The sequence below is a fragment of the Terriglobus saanensis SP1PR4 genome, from assembly GCF_000179915.2.
Taxonomy (GTDB): domain Bacteria; phylum Acidobacteriota; class Terriglobia; order Terriglobales; family Acidobacteriaceae; genus Terriglobus; species Terriglobus saanensis.
The window spans coordinates 1,296,913-1,317,708 of the sequence record NC_014963.1; the positions used below are offsets into that span (position 1 = coordinate 1,296,913).

The 20,796-nt window shown below is 53.7% G+C and carries 9 protein-coding genes; 5 read left to right on the forward strand and 4 right to left on the reverse strand.

Translation table 11 applies throughout. The annotated features are described in order from the left end of the window. Complete coding sequence (gene tssH, locus ACIPR4_RS05435) at positions 1–2,664, forward strand: type VI secretion system ATPase TssH (RefSeq protein ID WP_013567653.1); 2,664 nt, start codon at positions 1–3, stop codon at positions 2,662–2,664. Positions 2,665–2,715: 51 nt separating this feature from the next. Then, complete coding sequence (locus ACIPR4_RS05440; protein WP_013567654.1) at positions 2,716–4,782, forward strand: type VI secretion system Vgr family protein; 2,067 nt, start codon at positions 2,716–2,718, stop codon at positions 4,780–4,782. A 328-nt stretch (positions 4,783–5,110) separates the two neighbouring features. Here ACIPR4_RS05440 and ACIPR4_RS05445 read toward each other — a convergent pair whose 3' ends face one another. Next, entirely contained in the window at positions 5,111–6,172 is a 1,062-nt protein-coding gene (locus tag ACIPR4_RS05445) for an SDR family oxidoreductase (RefSeq protein ID WP_013567655.1), read from the reverse strand. Positions 6,173–6,222: 50 nt separating this feature from the next. Beyond that, positions 6,223–6,522 carry an ArsR/SmtB family transcription factor gene (locus ACIPR4_RS05450; protein WP_013567656.1) on the reverse strand — a complete coding sequence of 100 codons (300 nt, stop codon included), beginning with the start codon at positions 6,520–6,522 and terminating at the stop codon, positions 6,223–6,225. A gap of 513 nt (positions 6,523–7,035) precedes the next feature. Here ACIPR4_RS05450 and ACIPR4_RS05460 point away from each other — a divergent pair. Together ACIPR4_RS05460 and ACIPR4_RS05465 are read left to right on the forward strand one after the other, a co-directional pair. After that, positions 7,036–10,392 (forward strand): TonB-dependent receptor, encoded by a 3,357-nt coding sequence (locus tag ACIPR4_RS05460; RefSeq protein ID WP_187290249.1) that lies wholly within the window; start codon positions 7,036–7,038, stop codon positions 10,390–10,392. Between the two features lie 140 nt (positions 10,393–10,532). Further along, complete coding sequence (locus ACIPR4_RS05465; protein ID WP_144312330.1) at positions 10,533–12,899, forward strand: glycoside hydrolase family 125 protein; 2,367 nt, start codon at positions 10,533–10,535, stop codon at positions 12,897–12,899. Positions 12,900–12,989: 90 nt separating this feature from the next. Here ACIPR4_RS05465 and ACIPR4_RS22055 read toward each other — a convergent pair whose 3' ends face one another. Beyond that, positions 12,990–15,104 carry a PD40 domain-containing protein gene (locus ACIPR4_RS22055; RefSeq protein ID WP_187290250.1) on the reverse strand — a complete coding sequence of 705 codons (2,115 nt, stop codon included), beginning with the start codon at positions 15,102–15,104 and terminating at the stop codon, positions 12,990–12,992. A gap of 568 nt (positions 15,105–15,672) precedes the next feature. Then, a complete protein-coding gene (locus ACIPR4_RS05475; protein ID WP_013567660.1) occupies positions 15,673–17,076 on the reverse strand; it encodes a hypothetical protein in 1,404 nt (467 codons plus the stop codon). Between the two features lie 237 nt (positions 17,077–17,313). On the opposite strand from ACIPR4_RS05475, the gene ACIPR4_RS05480 reads away from it, so the two are divergent. Further along, entirely contained in the window at positions 17,314–20,793 is a 3,480-nt protein-coding gene (locus ACIPR4_RS05480) for a TonB-dependent receptor (protein ID WP_245536464.1), read from the forward strand. Positions 20,794–20,796: the final 3 nt, after the last annotated feature.

Consider the following 20,796-nt stretch of genomic DNA (forward strand, 5'->3'; position numbering starts at 1 on the left):
ATGGTACTGAGTCTGAAATCGCTGGTAGCAAAATTTGATGGAAGTACGCGGGATGCAATGGAGGGCGCTGCGGGCCTCTGTGTTTCGGGCACACATTACCAGGTTGAGATTGAACATTTTCTCGTCAAGGCGCTTGAGCAGAAAGACGCGGATCTGCACTATATCTTCCGCCATTTTGAGGTTGACTCGTCAAAGCTCGTAGTAGAACTGCGAAAGAGTCTGGATCGACTGAAAACAGGGAACACGCGTGGACCTTCCTTCAGTCCGATGCTGGTCACCATGTTTTCTGAGGCGTGGTCCATCGCCACGTTGAATTACGCAGACACACGTATTCGCACAGGCCACGTACTCTTAGCGCTGCTGGCGAATGACGAAATGTTGCGATTGCTGCGAGAGATCAGCCGCGAGATGAAGAAGATCTCACTCGAAGTATTGAGCGAGCAATTTGAGGAGATCACGACGTCCTCAATCGAGATTCCGGCGGAGGTGCCTGTCGAATCGGGTAGTAACGGGTCCAAGATTCCAAGGGTAACCTCTGCTACGCCGTTTTTGCAGCAGTACACCACGAATCTCACGCAGAATGCGCGAGAGGGCAAACTCGATGCGGTCATCGGGCGTAACGCAGAAATCCGCCAGATGATCGATGTCCTGATGCGCAAGCGACAGAACAATCCGATTCTGACTGGCGAGGCCGGTGTGGGAAAGACCGCAGTCGTAGAGGGACTGGCCGCGCGCATTGCTGCTGGCGAAGTTCCACCCGCGTTGCAGAACGTGCAGCTTCACGCGCTGGACCTTGCACTGCTGCACGCAGGCGCCGGAGTCAAGGGTGAGTTTGAAAATCGGTTGAAGGGCTTGATTCAGGAGGTGAAGTCCTCTCCACAACCGGTGATCCTCTTCATTGACGAAGCGCACACCATGATCGGGGCTGGCGGGCCCGCAGGACAGGGAGACGCAGCTAATTTGTTGAAGCCGGCTCTGGCGCGCGGCGAACTGCGCACGATCGCCGCCACCACATGGTCGGAGTACAAACGCTACTTTGAAAAAGATGCAGCACTGGCTCGGCGATTCCAGGTGGTTCACGTTCAAGAGCCTTCGGAGGAACGCTGTGTTGCCATGTTGCGCGGTCTCTTGCCCGCGCTCGAACTGCATCACGGCGTCCGGATCATGGACGATGCTTTGATTGCGGCGGTCCGTCTCTCGCATCGCTATATGCCTGGTCGTCAGTTACCGGACAAGGCCGTCAGTGTGCTTGATACCGCGTGCGCACGAGTGGGTCTGAGCCTGAGCGCCGCACCCTCGGCACTGGAAGAAATCATGCATCGCATCGCGACTCTGGAATCGCAAGAACGCGTGCTACTCAGGGAGCAGGCTACCGGAAGTTCACACAAGGATGCGCTGTTGGAGATCACAACTTCGTTGGAAGGCGCAAAGGGCGAACTTCGAGAAATGCAGGCAAGGTGGGCGGAGGAGCGCGACATCGTTGACCACCTGCATGTGCTTCGGGCCAAACTGGAAGGAACAGAGATCGAGGCGACCCTGCGGGAAACAACATTGCGCGAGCTTGCTACGGCCAAAATCGAACTCTTCGATCTGCAGCAGGGAAAACCCTTGACCTATGTTGGTGTAGATCAGCAGATCGTTGGCGAGGTCATCTCGGAGTGGACTGGTATTCCGCTCGGTAAGATGCTTGCAGACGAAGTGTCGCGCATCCTCGACCTCGAAGACAGTCTGAAGAAGCGTGTCATCGGCCAGGATCATGCGATGAAAGCCATCGCTCAGCGGGTTCAGACGTCGCGAGCCAACCTTGACGATCCATCCAAACCGATCGGAGTTTTTCTGCTTGCCGGACCAAGCGGTGTTGGCAAGACGGAGACAGCCCTGGCTCTTACCGATCTACTCTATGGCGGCGAGCAAAATCTGATCACGATCAATATGTCGGAGTTTCACGAACCACATTCGGTATCGACGCTTAAGGGAGCACCTCCCGGCTACGTGGGATACGGCGAGGGAGGAGTACTCACCGAGGCGGTGAGAAGGCAACCGTATTCGGTCGTGCTGCTTGACGAAGCGGAAAAGGCGCACCCCGAGGTGCTGGAGCTGTTCTTCCAGGTCTTTGACAAGGGATACATGGAGGACGGGGAAGGGCGAGGCATCGACTTCCGCAACACGCTTATTCTGCTCACGACCAACACGGCAAGCGGAATAATCTCCAAACTTGCCGAGGATCCCCATGCGCTGCCAGCCCCCTTGGCGTTGGCTTCTGCGATCCGGCCGGAGCTGAACCGCGTCTTCAAACCTGCGTTGTTGGGACGCATGCTCGTCGTGCCCTATTACCCGGTGCAGGACGAAGTACTTGAGCGGATCATCCGATTGAAACTCAACAAAATTCAAGCGCGGCTCATGGCAAATCACCATATTGCATTGGACTATGACGAATCGCTTCTCACGTTGATCCGGCAGCGTTGTATGGAGGTCGAAACCGGCGCGCGCAATGTGGATCACCTTATTTCCAACACGATTCTGCCCGAGATTTCAAAACAGCTTCTGGAGCGCATGGCTGAAGAAGACCTGCTTGAGAGTATTTGGCTCGGGGTTTCAGAGAACGGAGCCATCCGCTACGAATGGACGATTTTGGAGTCAGACGAGTTGGTTTCGCAAGCCTGAACTCTCCACCCACAAACTGTTTCACTTACCTTTGAACCACCGAGAGATTCTTTGTCGACCTATACTCAAGCTAATCGAGTCCTCAACTTCACCAGTCCGCTTGGTGCTAATGCGCTTCTGGCGGCTGCGTTTGAAGGTACGGAGGAGATCTCCGAGATGTTTAACTTTCAGATAGACCTGCTCTCACTCCCGGAAACTGTGATCTCCCCGAGCGAGCTTGTGGGCAAGCGTGTAACGCTCCAGATCCGCCTGAACGAAGCTGGCATTTACAGGCCGTTCAACGGCATTGTCTCCAGTCTGGAAATGACCGGTACCGACACGTTCTTCAACTACTACCGCGTGCGTATGGTTCCGTCGCTCTGGCTCCTATCGCTGAACCTCCAAACGCGCGTCTTCCAAAATAAGACTGTGCTCGAGATTGTTCAGGCGGTCCTTGAGCCATATAGCATCCTGTTATCGATCGAGACGCACGCCAGTTATGAAACTCTCGAATACTGCACCCAGTATCGGGAAACCGATCTGAATTTTGTTCTGCGTCTTCTGCAGCAGCATGGGATTTTCTTTTACTTCACGCACACGACCTCCGCTCATCGCTTGGTGCTTTCCGACGATTCCAGCCATTTGTCCGCATGCCCGGTCTTCAGCGAATTTCCGTACCGGGAATATCATGTAGCTCTACCCGGCATGTATGTTCCATATGTTTCCGTATTTTCTTCCAGAGCCTCGCTCATCTCCGGCGAACATACTCACTGGGATTTCCGATTTATGCAATACGCTGCTTCCAAAAGCAATCCAAAAACCTCGAAGTCGAACAGTAGTTTGGGAAACAACGCTCATGAAATATATGACTACTCCGATGCTGCGTCGGCCCCTTTGAAGACCGAGGCTGCCGATGCAAAGACAAGCTTACTGCAGAAGCATTTACAGGAGGTTGCGCGGGCCGCTTCGGACGCGCACGCTATTGAATGTCAGGGACGATCGACAGCGAGCACCATGCAGGCCGGTTTCACCTTCACCCTGCAGAACCACCGCCAGACGCAGCAAAATATAAAATATCTGATCACACAAGTCCATCACGTTGCTGTTCAGTACCCGCTCTACCGGGCAGAGCTTGATACGCAGATAAACGAGCCTTACGAAAACAATTTTGTGGCAAAGCCATTTACACAGCCTTACCGAAAAGCGCAAACCTTACTTAAGCCCCGCGTCAACGGTGTGGTTACGGGTAAAGTGGTCACGCCAGCAGGTGAGGATTCCCATCTCGATAAATACGGAAGAGTCTGTGTGCAATTCTGGTGGGATCGGCAACGTCCGCCAAACAGTACGGACAATACACTCTTGCGCGTCTCGCAGCAGTGGGCGGGGAAGGGTTGGGGCACTTACTTCTGGCCCCGCGCCAACGACGAGGTACTGATTGACTTTCTCGATGGAGACCCCGACGCACCGATCGTAGCAGGATCCATCTACAACGGCGTCAATATGCCGAAGTACGACCCAGTCCTGGAATATACACGCTCAGGTATCGTTACCCGATCGTCAAAGCAGGGTACCGCAGAGCAAGCCAATGAACTTCGTTTTGACGATTTAAAAGGGTCGGAGCAGATATTTATCAATGCGCAGCGCGACTTCGATGTGCATGTGGAAAATGACCAGCATACAAAGATCGATCACGAGGAGCACCTGACGGTAACCAAGGATCAATACCATGCAATCGGTGGAGCGTCGCAACTCAAGGTGACGGAAGATCGCTTGGTAGAAGTAGGTGGTAACCGTGAAGACAGTATCCAAGGGAGCCAGTTGCTCTCCGTCGGCATGAACCACAGCTTGAAGGTCGGAGGAAGTCAGTTCAGCAAGAGCGGTGTCGCCCACGTGATTCAGGCCGGAGAAGAGATCCACATCTCCGGAGGAGTGAGGGTGATCATCGATGGAGGCCCCGCAGGCATATGCCTCATGAGTGGAGGAAGCGCGATTTCGATTGACGCCTCAGGGATTGCATTGCAAGGTGCGATGCGTATGGGAAAGGCTGACTGTCTTCCACCCTCGCCTGTACCAGAAGCAGCACCTGCCAAAAATGTAAGCCCCCCAAAATGGCCAGGTGATGACCCGAGGAAAAAATAAAGGTACTGCCAGGCCAAGAACAACAATGTGAGTTCTCACTTGCAATATGGGAGGATTCGGTCTTCATCGCAGAGGAGGATCGGAAAAGGATGTTGATATTTCTCGGGGGTGCTCCTAACCCAGCAGCTTCCCACGCCGTTAAGCCGGTGATGGCCTGTGGAATATTTACTCCTGTCCCGAGTTTTGCTCTTAGCGTCATGCACGCATGGGCAGAACAATGCAGGCCAATCGCGCTTCCGGGCAGTTGTTCCAAGGCATTTGGGCTGGTTTGTAAATCATTGCACAGACGTTCGTTTGCGCAACTCGGCCACGTCCCTGGACGAGGCCGCTAAAGCGGGGGGAGAATGTGTCGAGATCTCAGGTTTGAAAAGAAGTCGCTGAACATGTCTTCAGTGTCGATGCAGTCCTGAAAGCCATGCTGGCGAGCTTTGATAGTGGAAGTGATATTGTCGAACGCTGAGTTGAAGATGAAGTCTCCAAAAGGCCAACTGACGATCTGCTCGTAGGGGATGGGCTTCAACCCGTATCTTTTCGTCATGTCGGCCCAGAGAGGGCCTTTGTCCGCCATATAGATACTGAGTGGCATCGGGACCGGCTCTGCTACCTCCATGTGAAAAGATTTTGCGATTCTTGGCCACATGAACTGCCAGCGAAAATAGTCTCCGTTTGTGATGTTGAAGATTTGTTCCCGCGCCGATTCGGTTGTTCCTGCCCAAGAGGAAGCTCTTGCCAGAATGTCAGCAGAGGTGACCTGATAGAGTGCACGATAAGCAGCCTCCGGTCCTGGAAATCGCAACGGCAAACCGAGCTCCTTGGAAATCGCGGCGTAAACGCCGATGACCATGGTGAGATTCATAGGATTCCCAATGCCATAGCCGCATACCGCCTCTGGACGCAGCACTGTGTAGTGCCAATTCTTTCCGTCCTGCTGGGCTTTCAGGAAATCTTCTTGGTCATAGTAGAAGTTCGGTGACATGAGTCGCGGATCGTCCTCTCGGGCCGGTGTCTTGAATGGCCCGAGGTCTGCTCCGTAGGCCTTTCCACCTTGATAAAGCGTCACATGTTCCAGTCCGGGGGAGTGTTTTTCGACCGTGTTCAGCAGGTTGCGGAGTAGTGTGACATTCACAGCGCTACGCTCCGCAGGCGTGTTTTTTTCTACGTATGCCCCGAAGACGACGTGTGTCACATCTTTCAGAGGAGCAAGAGCACGCTCTGTGTCTGCTTCGGAGAGCATGTCCACATTCAGTGGCATGAAATTCTCGGCGGCTTCCATCGAACGCCTGGAAAGGCCGTAAACCTGTGTATCCGGTAGCGAACCTATATATGTAGCGGCGGCATAGCCGATCACGCCCTGTGCTCCTGCAACGAGAACCACTTGTTTTGTAGACATCGCCATACTCCTGTATTGCCAAATGCGTGAAAGTCCCGGTGACAAAGTCACTACAGTTCCTGTCGTAGCGAGCGCAAGAACTCCTGAACGGCCTTCTCGTTTCGCTGGAAGTAGGTCCATTGGCTTCGCTTTTGGGAGGTGACCAAGCCCGCGCGCTGAAGAATCGCGAGATGAGTTGAAATGGTCGATTGCGCGAGGCGCATACGAAGGACGATATTGTCGCCGCAGACGCCCTGTTCGTCGGGAAAGTGCTCATTCGCAGCGAAGTTTCCAAGAGGATCTTTTAGCAGAGCCAGAATTTCCCGTCGAACCGGATTTGCAAGTGCCTTGAGTGCCAGTCCATGGTCCATACCATTTTCCATATATCGTTATATCACGATGTGACGATCTGTCTGTCCGTAGTAAATGGCTGGAGAGTTCTTAGCATTCTCTTTCCCGTTTATTTGTAGACCGTCGGTTGCGCGTTCCTGATCGGAGAACCTGCATCGACCTTCTCGCTTTCTACCGGGCCCCCGACTACACCAACACGGATGTTCCAGTTGGATTGCCCTCCGAACTCTTGCAACGTTGTCCCGACATTGCAGCGGCAGAACGGAACCATGACCGAGGCGAACGCTTTGATTGGAGTCCAACGATTCTTATAGGGATTTGTGAATAGCAGGTAAATATCCTTCAATTCTTTGGGGTAGCAGGGGGTGGCATCACTCGTAGTCACTTCGCCGGGAGAAAGCCGAACGATAGTTTGGGGCTCAGAATTCGTTTACAGAGTCGTGTTTTGTATCGAGACGGCCACTTCGTCCTTAACCATTCTCCGCGAGGTATTAATGCACTTCTCCCTCAAGATTCGTGACAATAGAAGCAGTTTGAAATTTGCAGTCTTTGTACTTACCCTTGCCTTGATCACCGGAAGTGCCTGGGCGCAGAGCACGCTCACCGGCCTTGTATCCGATCCGTCGGGCGCAGCAATTGCCGGGGCCCAGATTCAGGCCCGCAACCTCAATACGAACATCAACCGCACAGCGGTGACCAACGAAAGAGGTTACTACACCATCTCGGCCCTGACTTCCGGGACGTACAGCGTTCAGGTAAATGCATCCGGCTTCACAGAACTGACCCGCACGGGAGTCGCGATGGGTGAAGACCAGGACTTGCGACTCGATCTCGCCGTCGCCCTGGGTACGGAAAAAGCTACGGTTCAGGTCAACACCCAAGCCCCGGCACTTCAGCAGGAGACGACAGCTGTCAGTTCTTCCCTTGAGCAGGAGCCCATTCAAAATCTTCCCCTTAATGGGCGCAACATTACCGGGCTCGTCGCTCTGTCGCCAGCCGTTCGAGCAATCGGAGCGTTTGGGAGTTATACCCAGTCGGCAAACAGTGACGGTCGCATCTCCATGGCAGGCGCACCGCCCTCCTTCAACACTTTCCTCGTAGATGGGAACGCCAATGAATTGCCCACAGGCGGTGGGCCAATGGTTCCGCTGTCTCCGGATGCCACTCAAGAGATCATTTTGGTCACACATAACGCGTCCGCTGAATATGGCCGGAGCGGCGGCGGCGTGGTCAATTACATCTCGCGAAGCGGTACAAACCAGCTTCATGGATCGGCTTGGGAATTTGCGGAAAATGACGCCTTCGATGCAAATGACTACTTCAGCAAGAACGCCAAGAAGCCGATTCCCCCATTGCAGTTCAACCAATATGGTGCGGCCCTGGGCGGTCCTATCCTTCCGGACAAGCTGTTCTTTTTCGTCAACTACGAGGGTTCGAAGCAGACCATTGGCTCCAACGCTTTTTATACGGTTCCCACGGATCTCCAACGGGAAGGAGATTTCTCTCAAACCTTCAATGCATCGGGCAATCTTATCCCTATCTACAATCCCATCACCGGCTCGGCGCAGGCACCTCGCACACAATTTCAAGGCAACGTCATTCCGAAGGGGCTCTTGAATCCCATTGCGTTCAAGATACTGTCTTACTATCCAGAGCCAAATGCGACAGGAAATCCCTTCACTGGAGTCAACAACTACTTCGCGAGTGGGGTGCAAACAACGACGCGCAACGCGTTCGGGATACGGCTCGATGACTATCTCACGCCGACTCAGAGGCTCGCAGGGCGTTATAGCTGGGACAAGGGAACCCTGATTTCGCCACTGTACTTCGGCGGACAGAGTGTTGCCGACCCCGGCTTTGGCCCCACCATTTATCCCCGAACCAGCGCGGCTCTGCTCTATACCAACGTCATCACGCCTACACTCTTGCTGGAAGCCCATGCTGGATTCAATCGGTTTGGTCTCGTGAGAAACCCGATCAGCCTCGGTTTCGACCCCGGAACGCTGGGATTTCCATCCTCCTTAGCGCCTCAGATGCAACTTCTTGAGTTCCCGTTATTCGCGATGTCCACGACTTCGTCCATTGGCAGCAACCAAAGTGATCCTTCTACGCAGGAGAACAACGCGTATACCTTTGGGGGGGATGCCACTTGGGTCAAGGGGACACACACCTTCAAAACAGGCGCAGAGATGCGGGATTACCAATGGAATTCGATTCAAGGCACGGGTGTTCTCCAATTCAATTTCGATGCCAATTTCACCAAGGGGCCGAGTCCTACAGCCGCCGCAACGAATGGATATGACCTGGCTTCTCTTCTTCTCGGTTACCCATCGGCGGGAACACTGACCCGGCATCAGAACTATGCGTATTCGACGTACTATTGGTCCCTGTATGCGCAGGACAACTGGAAGCTCACGCGAAAATTGGTGATCGATTATGGACTCCGATATGACCATGAGGCTGGCACGACAGATCGACACAACGGCATCAGTAATTTCAATCCAGGTCTCATCTACAGCGCGGGGGCACAACATCTGTCCGGCGGACTTCAGTTTGTTGGGACCGATGGCATCGCCCGCGGCAATCGAGATGCGACCTGGGACAACTTTGCGCCTCGCATAGGTATTGCATATAGCCTCAATCCAAAGACGGTCTTCAGAAGCGCCTTCGGTCTCTTCTTTTTACCCACTACGGGTGGGTACGTTCGATTGGGCTCTACTGGATTCACCAGCGTGACGTCGTACGTCCCTTCACTCGATGGAAATCAGCCAAGTGGAACACTGGGCAATCCCTTCCCGCAGGGGATCGTGCCCATCACAGGTTCTTCACTAGGGCCTTTGACAGGACTCGGCACGGCGATCACAGCGAACGTTCGCGACCTCAAGACCGGAAGTACGCAGCAATGGAGTGCAAACCTCCAAAGGCAAGTTGGTGTTTGGGCACTGGAACTCGGTTATATCGGCACTCATGGACTCCATCTGCCAGCAGACTATGCCTTCCATCATTTGCCGCAGCAAGACCTCACGCAAGGCAGCGCCCTGCAACAGCTGGTGCCAAACCCGTTTGCCGGAATCATCACAAACGGTTCGCTTTCTGCTGCTCAGGTACAACGGGGACAATTAGAGATGAATTATCCGCAGTTCACGGGTGTGACCTCGCTGACAAACTGGGCAGGCTCTAACTTCCATGCGGGAATATTCGAAGTACGCAGACAGTTCGTCAATCAGTTCTATCTTCTGGCCTCGTACACCTACTCGAAGCTGCTGGATAACAACCTTGGCAATGGCGAGAACATCTACGCCGACACTGGCAGCAACACCGTTCAAAACTGGGACAATCTGAAAGCGGAAAAGGCGGTTTCTACCTCAAATCTTCCGCACCACCTTGTTATCTCAGGCAATTACGTTCTGCCGTTTGGTAAATCGGGAAACCGTCTCTACAAAAAACTAGCGGGAGGATGGCAACTTAACGGCATCTTGACTGCAGAGAGCGGCAATGTGATTAGTGTGACCGCAAATGCGCCCGCATATGGGGGAGCTCGGCCGAACATGATCGGGAATCCAACTTTGCCTCATCCCACGGTAACCAGTTGGCTCAATAAGGCTGCGTTTGCCAATATTCCTGCGTTCACTTACGGCAACGCACCGAGGAATCTACCCGCAACACGCACCCAAGCCTATGTGAACCTGGATGCGTCGGCAGGCAAAGACGTAGTACTGCATGACGAGATTGCTCTCACTCTCAAAGTGGAAGCTTTCAATCTATTCAACAGCACTACGTTCGGAACACCGGATAGCAACATCAACGACACCAACTTCGGTCAGGTCACGACGCTCCGCACAGGAACTGCTCCCAGGGTTCTTCAGTTCGGCGCCAGGTTGCACTTCTAAAGTTCCTGCCCGTACTGGCGGTCCCCTATTACCAATTTGTTGCTGCTACATCGCGCGACGGTGCCAGATGTAGCAGCCATCCGTTCGATTGCTCCCGCATCATCCATTCTTTGACTTCACGCATATCGATCGGAAGACTATTGACGACCTGTATTTCACGACGGCTTTTTCTCCAACTGTTAGCAGCAACTCCGCTCGGAAAAATTCTGGCCAGCGATCGAGTTTCAGCCGAGAAATCGTTAGGACGAATCCTATCGCTGCACCGGAGCGTCAACTTTGGTCTAACTTCCACGGGCAAAGGCCGCACGGTGGGAAGCGACTATGAGCAATCAACCGAGAAGGAGTCAGAACTATCTTTCGATATATCCAATAATCAGCTTGCAGCTTCCCTTACTCGAAATGGAAAGATAAAGCGTGCCTGTATCTGTGAAGGGGTTGTGCCGCTGGCAGTTGAAAAACTCAAGGGTGGCGTCTATTCCACAAAACGGCTTCTATACGGTGGCCCTTGGTTGCTCAAGGCCAACGTAGACACAGTCAATGCGTCTCCTGGGAAGATGGAAGTCTCGCTCATTGAGAATTGCTTTCCAATGTTCACTCAAGAATTTGGGAAAATTCGAATCCATCAATTTGTTTTTGCGCCAGTCGATTTACTGAGGACAGCCCAATCTCCCCGAGCCCTCATCGCCATTTTTCTCATAGAGAATAGAGGTGGCACGCCGCACGCTATCGACTTTCAACTCGAAGACGCGATCGATGAACCGAAAGACGATCTTTCACTTGCAGCCGCTGGACAAGCTAGCGATTTGGCTGTTGATGCGAAGAGTAGAGCGTCGTTTGCCTACGCGCGCTTTGATCAGAATGGCTACATCGGAATGGCCTTATCGTCCATCACTAGCCGTATCCATGTTGAAGCAAATTCTATTGCTGCCTCAGGACATGCGTTGATGTTAGGAGAAAGCCCTGCAGAAGTGCTTCGAACTCAAACAAGGATCTCCTCTAAAACCCTCTCATCCTGGCTTCAAGACACACTCGAATCTCGGCGTGAGTCTTATGGTCACCTTGTCATCTCTGGCGAAACCTTTTTTTCTGAATCAGTGATTCGCTTTTCGGAGCTGTCCCGTCAGTCAGCGTTGCGTTCATCCGACGGTAAAGTGAGTGGTGGATTTCTTGGCAGCGACGTCGATCTTAATCAGGTGAACTGGGTTCGGGATTCTTACTATTCCATGTTGGCCATGAGTCTCGTAGAACCGTCCCTCTGTCGGGACTCGATTCCTTACTTGTTGGAATGGGGACGACCTTCCGTAACAACAGGTGCGGGCCAAGCGCGCTTCCCCGGAGTCAAATCCATTAGTCAATCGCTCAGCAATTCAGTCTCCGGTCTAGCCCTCGCGGCGATGTACTATCGCTCAACCGGGGATCGCGAATTTTTCACTGCAAGACCGGAAATACTGAGAAGAGCGAAGACCATTCTCGATGAGGTTCTCGCAAGCCGCCGTACGTCAGCGATGCTCTTTCCATCGTTGTATTTCTCGGACGGAGAGGCACGTGGCGACTTCCATACAGGGTCAAATGTTGCAGCTTGGGTGGCCTTCTCAGGAATGGCCCGGATTGCAGATGACGTGTATCGCAACGATGTCCTGGCTAAAGAGTGGTCCACGGTCGCAGGCGATATCCGTCAGGCAATCGACGCACATTGTGTTAAAAACGGGCCTGCAGGGCAGCATTTCGTAGAAGGCGTGAACGTCGATGGGACTTTTGTAATGGGACATGACGGCGAAGAAAGCGAAACAACTTTGATGCCGTTTTACGGATTTTGCGGTGCCGATGATCTGCGACTGATAAACCATGCGGCATCAGCGATGACCGCTCAAAACCCTCTCTACTCTGAAGACCTCGATGCAATCTGGTGGTACAACTCCGATTGGAACTCCGCCACATTTCCTGGTTGGACTACTGCGCTTGCCGGAGCATGGGACGAAGTCCAGATTCTGGACAGATTGCAACGAATTCGATCCCTCACTGATTTGGACGGATCGCTGTGGTGGTGGCCTTACGCCTACGGAAGCAAGGATCCGAACAAACCGACGCGTGGCGGCGTAGCTCGAAAGTGCGGATGGGGCACGGCGGTGTATCTCTGTTTGTTCATCCATGACATTTTAGGCATCTCGGTTGATGCACCAGCTCAGTCCATACGATTTGCGCCGTTCGCACCATGGAAAGAGTTTGTTTGGAAGCAAGCAACAATCGGTTGGAGCACGTTTGACCTCTCTTACCGGCGAGATGGAAGTGAGATCTTGGCCACGCTCAAAAATCTAAATACGCACAACTACTCTGCCACAATCGTTATCACACCGGAAAAAGATAAGCACTTGAGGCATGCCAAAGTTGTCGGAGGGAGGGAAGTCAGACAGCGCTTCATTGAGCATCGAGGAAGGCAGGCTATCGAAATCATGGTCGAGATCCCGTCATACCAACAGGTGCGCGTGACGGGTGAGGTTGGGCCATAGGCACCTCTCACGTCACAGTTTTTCTCGTGATCGGAAAGCGTGCATCATCTATTGCCGGACTACACACCGAACATCGAACTGTGGCAGTGCTCAGTGCATGGCCCAAAGCATCATCAGATCGCTTCTTGAGTCTTCCTTGGTGGCGAACAGAATGGCATTGTCCGATGGCGAGTACGACAAGCTGGGATAGCCAATCAGGGGATCGCGGGGCAAGGTGAGCGCGGGGCGATTCGAGTGTGTTTGGAGATCATACCGGATCACCTTTGACCGATCGCCACGGATGTTCACGTAATAGATTCCTCCATCGGAGATGGTCCAGAGCCTTCCGAATCTACAGTGTTCAAGACCGGGTATCTGAACGGGCGATCCGCCACTAAGTGGCATTTGCCAGAGTCCCTCGGTTCCATTGGTGTAAAAGATGGACTTGCCGTCCGGAGCGATATGCGCATCAGTAAGTGCAAACTGCGAGACACTAGTCGCATCGCTGCCTGACGTTGTCATCTTCCAAAGCTGCATGGAGCCAGCTCGATTGGAATCGAAATAGATCCATTTCCCATCCGATGACCAGGCTGGCTGCTTTTCCTCTTGTCCTTTCGGACTCAGATTGCGAAGGCCTTGTCCATCAGGTGAAATGACAAAGATCGCGGAACGTCCGTTCGGCCGAGCGTCAAACGCTATGGACAGTCCATCAGGAGACCACCGGGGGCTGCCAACCGAACCGGTATCGAAGTTGGTGAGCTGACTGGCCTCTTTACCATCTGCGCTTGAAACCCAAAGTTCCCATTTTCCGCTGCGATCCGAAACGAAGGCAATCCGCGATCCGTCGGGAGAAAATTGCGCGCTATGGCTGCTTCGGATTGAGGGCGCGACACTGACAGGTGGAACGGAGGTGCCGGCCTGCGAAACTCCGATCTTGAGGATCTCGGAGCGAAGTGTGAAATCGGCGTAGACAAGAAATTGGCCATCACGAGAGATGGCCGGTTGAATTGCCGATTCTCCTGTTGCGGATATCGGGGAGGGGTTACCCCCATCCAGACCGATTGTCCATAAACCATAAGCGCCGCCACGGTTCGAAGAGAATACGATCTCACGGTTACCAGCACTCCAGGCCAATCCCTGAACATCCGTGTGATCCGATGTCAGCCTTCGTTCTCTGCCGTCGAGCAGTGACCTTATAAAAACGTCCGATGAGTCATAGCTCGAAAAGCGCGCGTATGCTAACCACTTTCCGTCCGACGAAAGAGTCGGGTTGAGATCACGTTCGTCGGAAGAAGGATTCGTCAAAGAGTGTAGCTCGTGAGTATTCAGATCGAATCTATATAAGCCCATGCCCCGGCCTGACGGCGCGACGTCTGACACAATGAGGCCCTTCCCATCCGACGACCAACTTGGCCCGGTATCATTCCTGATCCCCAACAGATCTTCGCTCCATGGGCGACCGTTTCGCAGAGCGAATAACGCATTTTCTGATCCTCCGGGGAACGACACTACTCTTACCTGCGAGCCACTCGACGTGACTCGAAGGAACGCGATTAAATTTCCATCGGGAGACCATACAGGATGGATATCCGTACCCGGGCCAGCCGTGACTCGGAGAGGCTTACCGCCAGGTCGCACAACGTAGACGCTATAGGTGCTGCCCCCGTTATTCCAGATGAAAGCCACAGACTTCCCGTCAGGCGACACGTTGGGTTGATAAGACTCCCCGAGAAAGGTAGTAAGTGGGATGATACGCGCGACACTTCTCCAATGGTCCGGTGTCCGGGTAACAAACAGCAAAGCCCCGAGACCGAACGAGAGACCGAGTGCCAGAAACGAGGCGTAAAGCAGAATTCGGCGGAGCCTGCTTGCGGGAGGTACTGCCAAAGGAGAAGGGGCGAGGGTGCCCCCTAGTATAACGAGATCAGAAGTGCTGGATGTTTCGGCAATAGTTGAAGGCTGCACTGCCACAGCCTCAAATATAGGGAGGTATGCCCCCTTGGGAATCCATATCCGGATAGGGTCAAACTGGCCTTCCTCTTCAAAGTACCCCTCCAACTTCAGGCGCAGCCGTCTCGCTTCGCTGCGAACAACGGTGTCGAGTTTCGGATCGTAGCTGGGCGCTTTGTCGTAAACGGAGACACCGATAGAGGTTTCTTTGATCTCTCCGGCTCGACCATCGAGAGCGGTTTCCGTGACGTAGCGGAGGAAGCGGGAGATCCGCACGGAGTTCTTGAAACGATTGCTAGTTAGTATGCGGTCGAGTTGAGAACGGATAGATTCGGCGTCAAGGCTGGGGAGCTGTTGCTCGCCCGACGAAATACCTTCGCTACAAAACGCATGCTTGGGCGGTGTTCTCGCCGCAATTGCCGCCTTGAATGCCCGCGCTTCCATCTGTAGATTCCTCATGTTATAGCGACAATGTTACTTCCTGATGAATAGCAGCCAAGTCGACGGTGCATCTGCACGTTATTTCTCAGGTATAGCGCGATCGGAAGGCTTAGTTTCGCAACCGTTGCCCCGGCTGGAGGTGGTTGGGTTTAGCTGAACCGATCGGCGAGTACACGGCAGCGGCTCGCTGTCCGCCAACCGATCCAACAAACAGGGAAGTTCCTCCGGCTAAGGTCTACAGCGCATAGTGCCCATTCGCTTGATCGTGGCGCTAGACAAAGGCGTCGAGTGATAACCAGAAACCCGACTTTCCATGCAGCCACTGCAACAAAAATACGGAAAATGCGGAAGTGAATATGTCGATACATCCTAGGGCTAAATTCTGTAGATCCTATTTCATTTCCTAATCGCTGGTTCGCCATGCAAGAAGATTGCTATGTACAGCGCTGGAACTCATGTTCTGTGTACCGAGTAGCAATTCGAAGTGCGGAATCCTGCCGTCGGGATGTTGGATCCGTTTCAGAAAGGGCAACAGTTCGGAATCGTCGGAAACAAAGTCCCATGCCGCTTCCGTACCTGCCATGGAAGTGCCTTCGATGAGGAGTACATTTCCGTTGCCCGAAAGGTTGGGTGTGAAAGCAACGACGGCATAGACACGGCGCTGCGGATCATCCAACTTGGAGTCCCAATGGCTTGGCTCGTCTGCATGGGGAGATCTGTTGATGACTGAAAATACCTTTGCCTTGTAGTCATTGTGCAGAAGGAAGTTCATGTTGCGCTCGAGTAATTCAACCCAGGGGTTTGCCTCGAACGCGCCGACGAGAATTACATTTCCGCTCTTCAGATCATTTGGTCTTAAATCTCTCGCATAGCCGACCTGTAAGCGGCTGTGAAGAGATTGTGCAATCAGTGCAAGTTTTACGGCCGCTTCCAAATCGACGATCGAGGTATAGCGGCGATTGGTGACTTCGGTCCGCAGCGACCTCATATCGAGTGACAGTGGATTCGCAGGCGAATTGGAGTTCGTGCTTCTGTAGTCGCCAAGCAGATATTCATTGAGGGAAATGCTTCTGTGGTCGAAGACATGAGAAAGTACCAATCCTGAGTCGCCAGGTACTTCCAGCGTTGTCTGTTGTGGGACGAAGATCTGACTCCAGAGCGGATGGATCGAGGAAGCGGCGGGAATCTCTGTCGCCTTTTTATGATTCTGGATCAATACGATGGCGAGGACACAGGCCATCGCGGCGCAGAGGAGCCACGGAATGATCTGGCTGCCAGATCTCGGCGTGTGTGCGGGTGTGGCAGGAAGAATTTCGGCAGCCTTCGGTGCGGGAGGCTGCACCTCCACCGTCACGTCGGTGAGTCGACGTGGCATGAAGACTGGAATATAACCGCCCTTTGGAATGACGACCCGAGTCGGCTCTTCGGCTCCTTCCTGTTCGAAGTACAGATCAAGTCGTTGCCGCAGTCTGCTGGCTTGGGTACGAACGATACCGTCGATGGAAGAATCGTAATCCTGTGAACGGCCAAAGACGGCTTGTCCGATCTTCTGTTCGTTCAAGTCACTTTCACGGCCCTTGAGCGCCATGTCGCAGATGTAACTAAGTAGGGTGGAAAGGCGTTCGCAGCGAGCAAAGGTAGGCGAAATCACGATGCGATTAACCAGTTCGCGATGAGCTGACTCCAGCCAGTCCGTCGCCGAAGTCGTTTGACCGGGCGGGGGAGAGTGTACGGAGCGTTCTTGCTTCGCAGTGAGCATGGGAATGCCGTAAGTGTAAGCGGATTCTGTGAATATACCGTGAACCATTCACACTGTGTTCACTGTATCCCGATACATCGATGCCTGCTAAGTCCATTATTCCAAATAGGTTAGTCGGTGTATCGAACATGTCTCGGTGAAACTGCTTCTCCGATCAAGATGGCGCTGCTATTTCTTCTCCAACGAACCCCATTGATAGGGAATTTTCATGTTCGGCGAATTACTTATGGAGCGAATGCGATGAAGCGGAATGCAAAGAAAAGAACACTGTGGATTTTTTCTCATATGCCGCGCCTGTTGTTGCTTGCAATGCTCGTCGCATGCAGTGATGTGTATGCGCAGTTTGACTCCGGAGCTGTCCTGGGCAATATCAAGGATCCCTCTGGCGCAATCATCAATGGTGCGTCAGTTGAGCTACTGAACGTTGCTAAGGGAGTAAAGAGCACGCGTCAGACCGACCAGAGCGGCTCCTATGAGTTCGATAGCGTACAGCCGGGTGAGTATGTGCTGTCGGTTGCGGCTCCGGGCTTTCAGAGCTCGAAGACGGACGTCTTCCGAGTCAACGTGGGAGCGCGTCAGCGCGTTGACCTTGGGTTGAGCGTCGGCGCGGTTGGCGAAACCGTTACTGTTTCAGGCGCGGCAGCCCAATTGGAGACCGACACCAGCGATCGCGGCCAAACCATTCAGGGGACTGAGGCCGTGACGCTCCCCCTCAATGGACGCTCTTATGCCGACCTGGCACAGCTGGTTCCCGGAGTTCGCAGATCGCTGATTGCCACTGTGGCTTCCAATCCGCCGCGTGACGCTTCCTATAACGTGAACGGCCTGACCTCCATGGATAACAATTTCATCCTGGATGGCATCGATAACAACGCCTATCAGGAGGCCAATCAGGGATATTCCAATCAGGCAGTCATTCCGTCGCCAGACTCGCTTCAGGAGTTCAAGGTGCAGACGGACAATTACTCGGCAGAGTATGGCCGCGCAGGTGGGGCCATCGTCAACGCAAACACACGGAGCGGTGGCAACGCGTTCCACGGCGGTGTCTACGAGTACTTCCGCAATACCGTTTTGAATGCCTTCGGACCTTTCTACGGAACCGGTATCAAACCGACGCTGGTACAGAACCAGTTCGGTGGCACCTTCGGCGGCGCTGTGCGTCGAGATAAGCTCTTCTTTTTCGTAGACTATGAAGGTCTTCGCTCTGTATCGCACTCTCTCACGACGGCTACGCTTCCGACTGCTGCTGAGTTGAGCGGACTTTTCACGACCGATGGCACAACGGGCGGGACAGCGATTCCAATCAAAAACCCCTATACCGGTGCCGTGTACACCAATGGACAAGTACCTCTCAACGATCCCAACATCAACCCTGTAGCACTCGCTGCTTTCAAACTCTTGCCGCAGCCAAATATTCCAGGTGCCGCCCTCACCGCGGCGAATTATCAGTACCTCCCAGCGGCTCCGACGACGGACAATAAGGGCGACGGCCGCGTAGATTTCATCCGGAACGAGCGCCAGAATGGATTTGCCCGTTACAGCCAGAGAGCAGTCACCTACTTCCAGCCACCTCCGTTTCCCGGTGCTGCCGGCGGCAATGCCAATGGAACCCTCTATGCGAGAACACGTCAGATCGCGGCTGGATTCAACTTGACCCTTACGCCAAGTTCGATTCTGGAATTGCGCTTCGGTGAGACATGGACCCAAAGCGGTAAGGCCCCGATCTTCCTCGGAGCACCGAATCTGCTGGCAGGCATTCCGAACGTTCCGCAGGATCCTGCCTACACAGGTGGTCTCAACGCTCAGGCTGTCTCGGGCTTTACCCAGTTCGGAGAGCAGGGCACGAATCCGCAGTTCAACAATCCCACACAGGCAAACCCTAAGGTCAACTACACCTGGATTAAAGGTCACCACAGTCTGAAGGTGGGGTATGAGTTCGGTTGGCTCTCGCAGGCAATCTCAGACTTCCATCCGAAGTTCGGTCAGGATACCTACGCAGGCTCCTTCAGTTCCGCGGGAAGCACTACGACGGCGCAGGCAGCGAATCTCGCGGACTTTCTCTTTGGCGCGCGCAGTAACTATCAGTTGAACGCTCCGAATGAGGTCAATTATCTTCGCTACTGGCATATGGGCTATCTCCAGGATGACTGGAAGGCCCTGCCTTCGCTCACGTTGAACATCGGTCTTCGCTACGAGTTCATGACGCCGAACTATGAGCAGGACAACAAGTACTACAACTTCGATCCAGTGAATAATCGCCTGCTTGCAGCGGGTGACGGTACCGATATCAACAGCACCGCCCCCGGCCATGTTTACAACATTCACTATGTCGGCGGAAACTCGCTTTCAAGTCGCGCTCTCGTCGATCCAAACTACAAGAACTTCGGTCCTCGCGTGGGATTCGCTTACCAGGCAATGCCAAAGACAGTCGTTCGCGGTGGCTATGGCATCAGCTATGCCTATCTGTTCCGGTTTGGCGGGGAAGGCCTTCTCGCTTACAACGGTCCGAACAACTATTCCGCAACACTGCCTGCGAATCAGACACCAGGGCAGGGTCTTTGCACAACACTGACGCAGGATCCGACGACCTGTTTTCGCAGAACCCAGGATGGCTATCAGACGAACTTTGCCGGACCTACAAACTTTTCCACCACTAAAGCGCAAACACGCTATACGCCGAAGGACTTCAAGCCCGCCTACGTGCAGGCCTTCCATCTGTCGGTGCAACAGGAACTGCCTTTGGATACCACCTTTGAGTTGTCTTACGTTGGAAATCATACAGTGCATATCCCTGCGCTTGAAGACTTCAACCAGGCCCGTACTTGTCTCGCCAGCGAAATCCCCACGTCTGCTCCAGGTCAGTGCACTACTTCACTCCTCAACCGCCGGCCAATCGCAAACTTCACCGATATTCTCACGGAGAGCAACGCAGGTTCGCTGGTTTACAACTCTCTTCAGACGAAGCTGCAGCGCCGCTTCCACAACGGCATCTTCCTCATCAATTCCTTCACGTGGTCGCGTGGCATTGACCTTAATTCAGCCGATCTCGAAACGCAGAACGGCGACAGCGCGGTGATCAACAAGTTCAATCCAGCGGGAGATCGAGGCCCCTCCGGCTACAATCAGCCAATTAACAATACGACCTCCGCCATCGTCGATCTACCGTTTGGTAAGGGCCATCGTTTTCTCTCATCTGCTCCGGGTTGGGAACAGCAGTTGGTCGGGGGGTGGCAGTTGACCGGAATCAATGTGGTGACCAGTGGCGTTCCGATCAACTTGGCCTACACGCCGAGCAGTAACCAGGTCGTCTCCACCACGAGCGCTGCGTATGCGATTCGTCCGAATCTTACCGGAGCGGCATCGGCGGTGTACGGCCGTAACTTCGTCAAGACCGCAAGCTCGCTCAACGGATATTTGACTGCGGGATCGGGTGCCACACCTCCGCCTGGAGTTTCCATCCCCTCGGGTACACAGCTCTTCGGAAATGCAGGACGCAACAGTCTGCATGGCCCGGCCTTTGGCCAGTTTGACCTGTCCGCTCACAAGAAGTTCGCATTGCCGAATGAGCGATACAACGCTGAGTTCCGCATCGAGGCATTCAATGTTCTCAATGCGACCAACTACATTAGCCCCTCGTCCAACGTGGGATCTCTCAATAGCTCATCCGGTGTCCCGACCTATAGCAGCAGTTTCGGCAGCTTTACGGGAAGTACCAGTGTGTACCCGCCGCGTCAGGTTCAACTGGTGCTTCGGCTGGCATTCTGACAG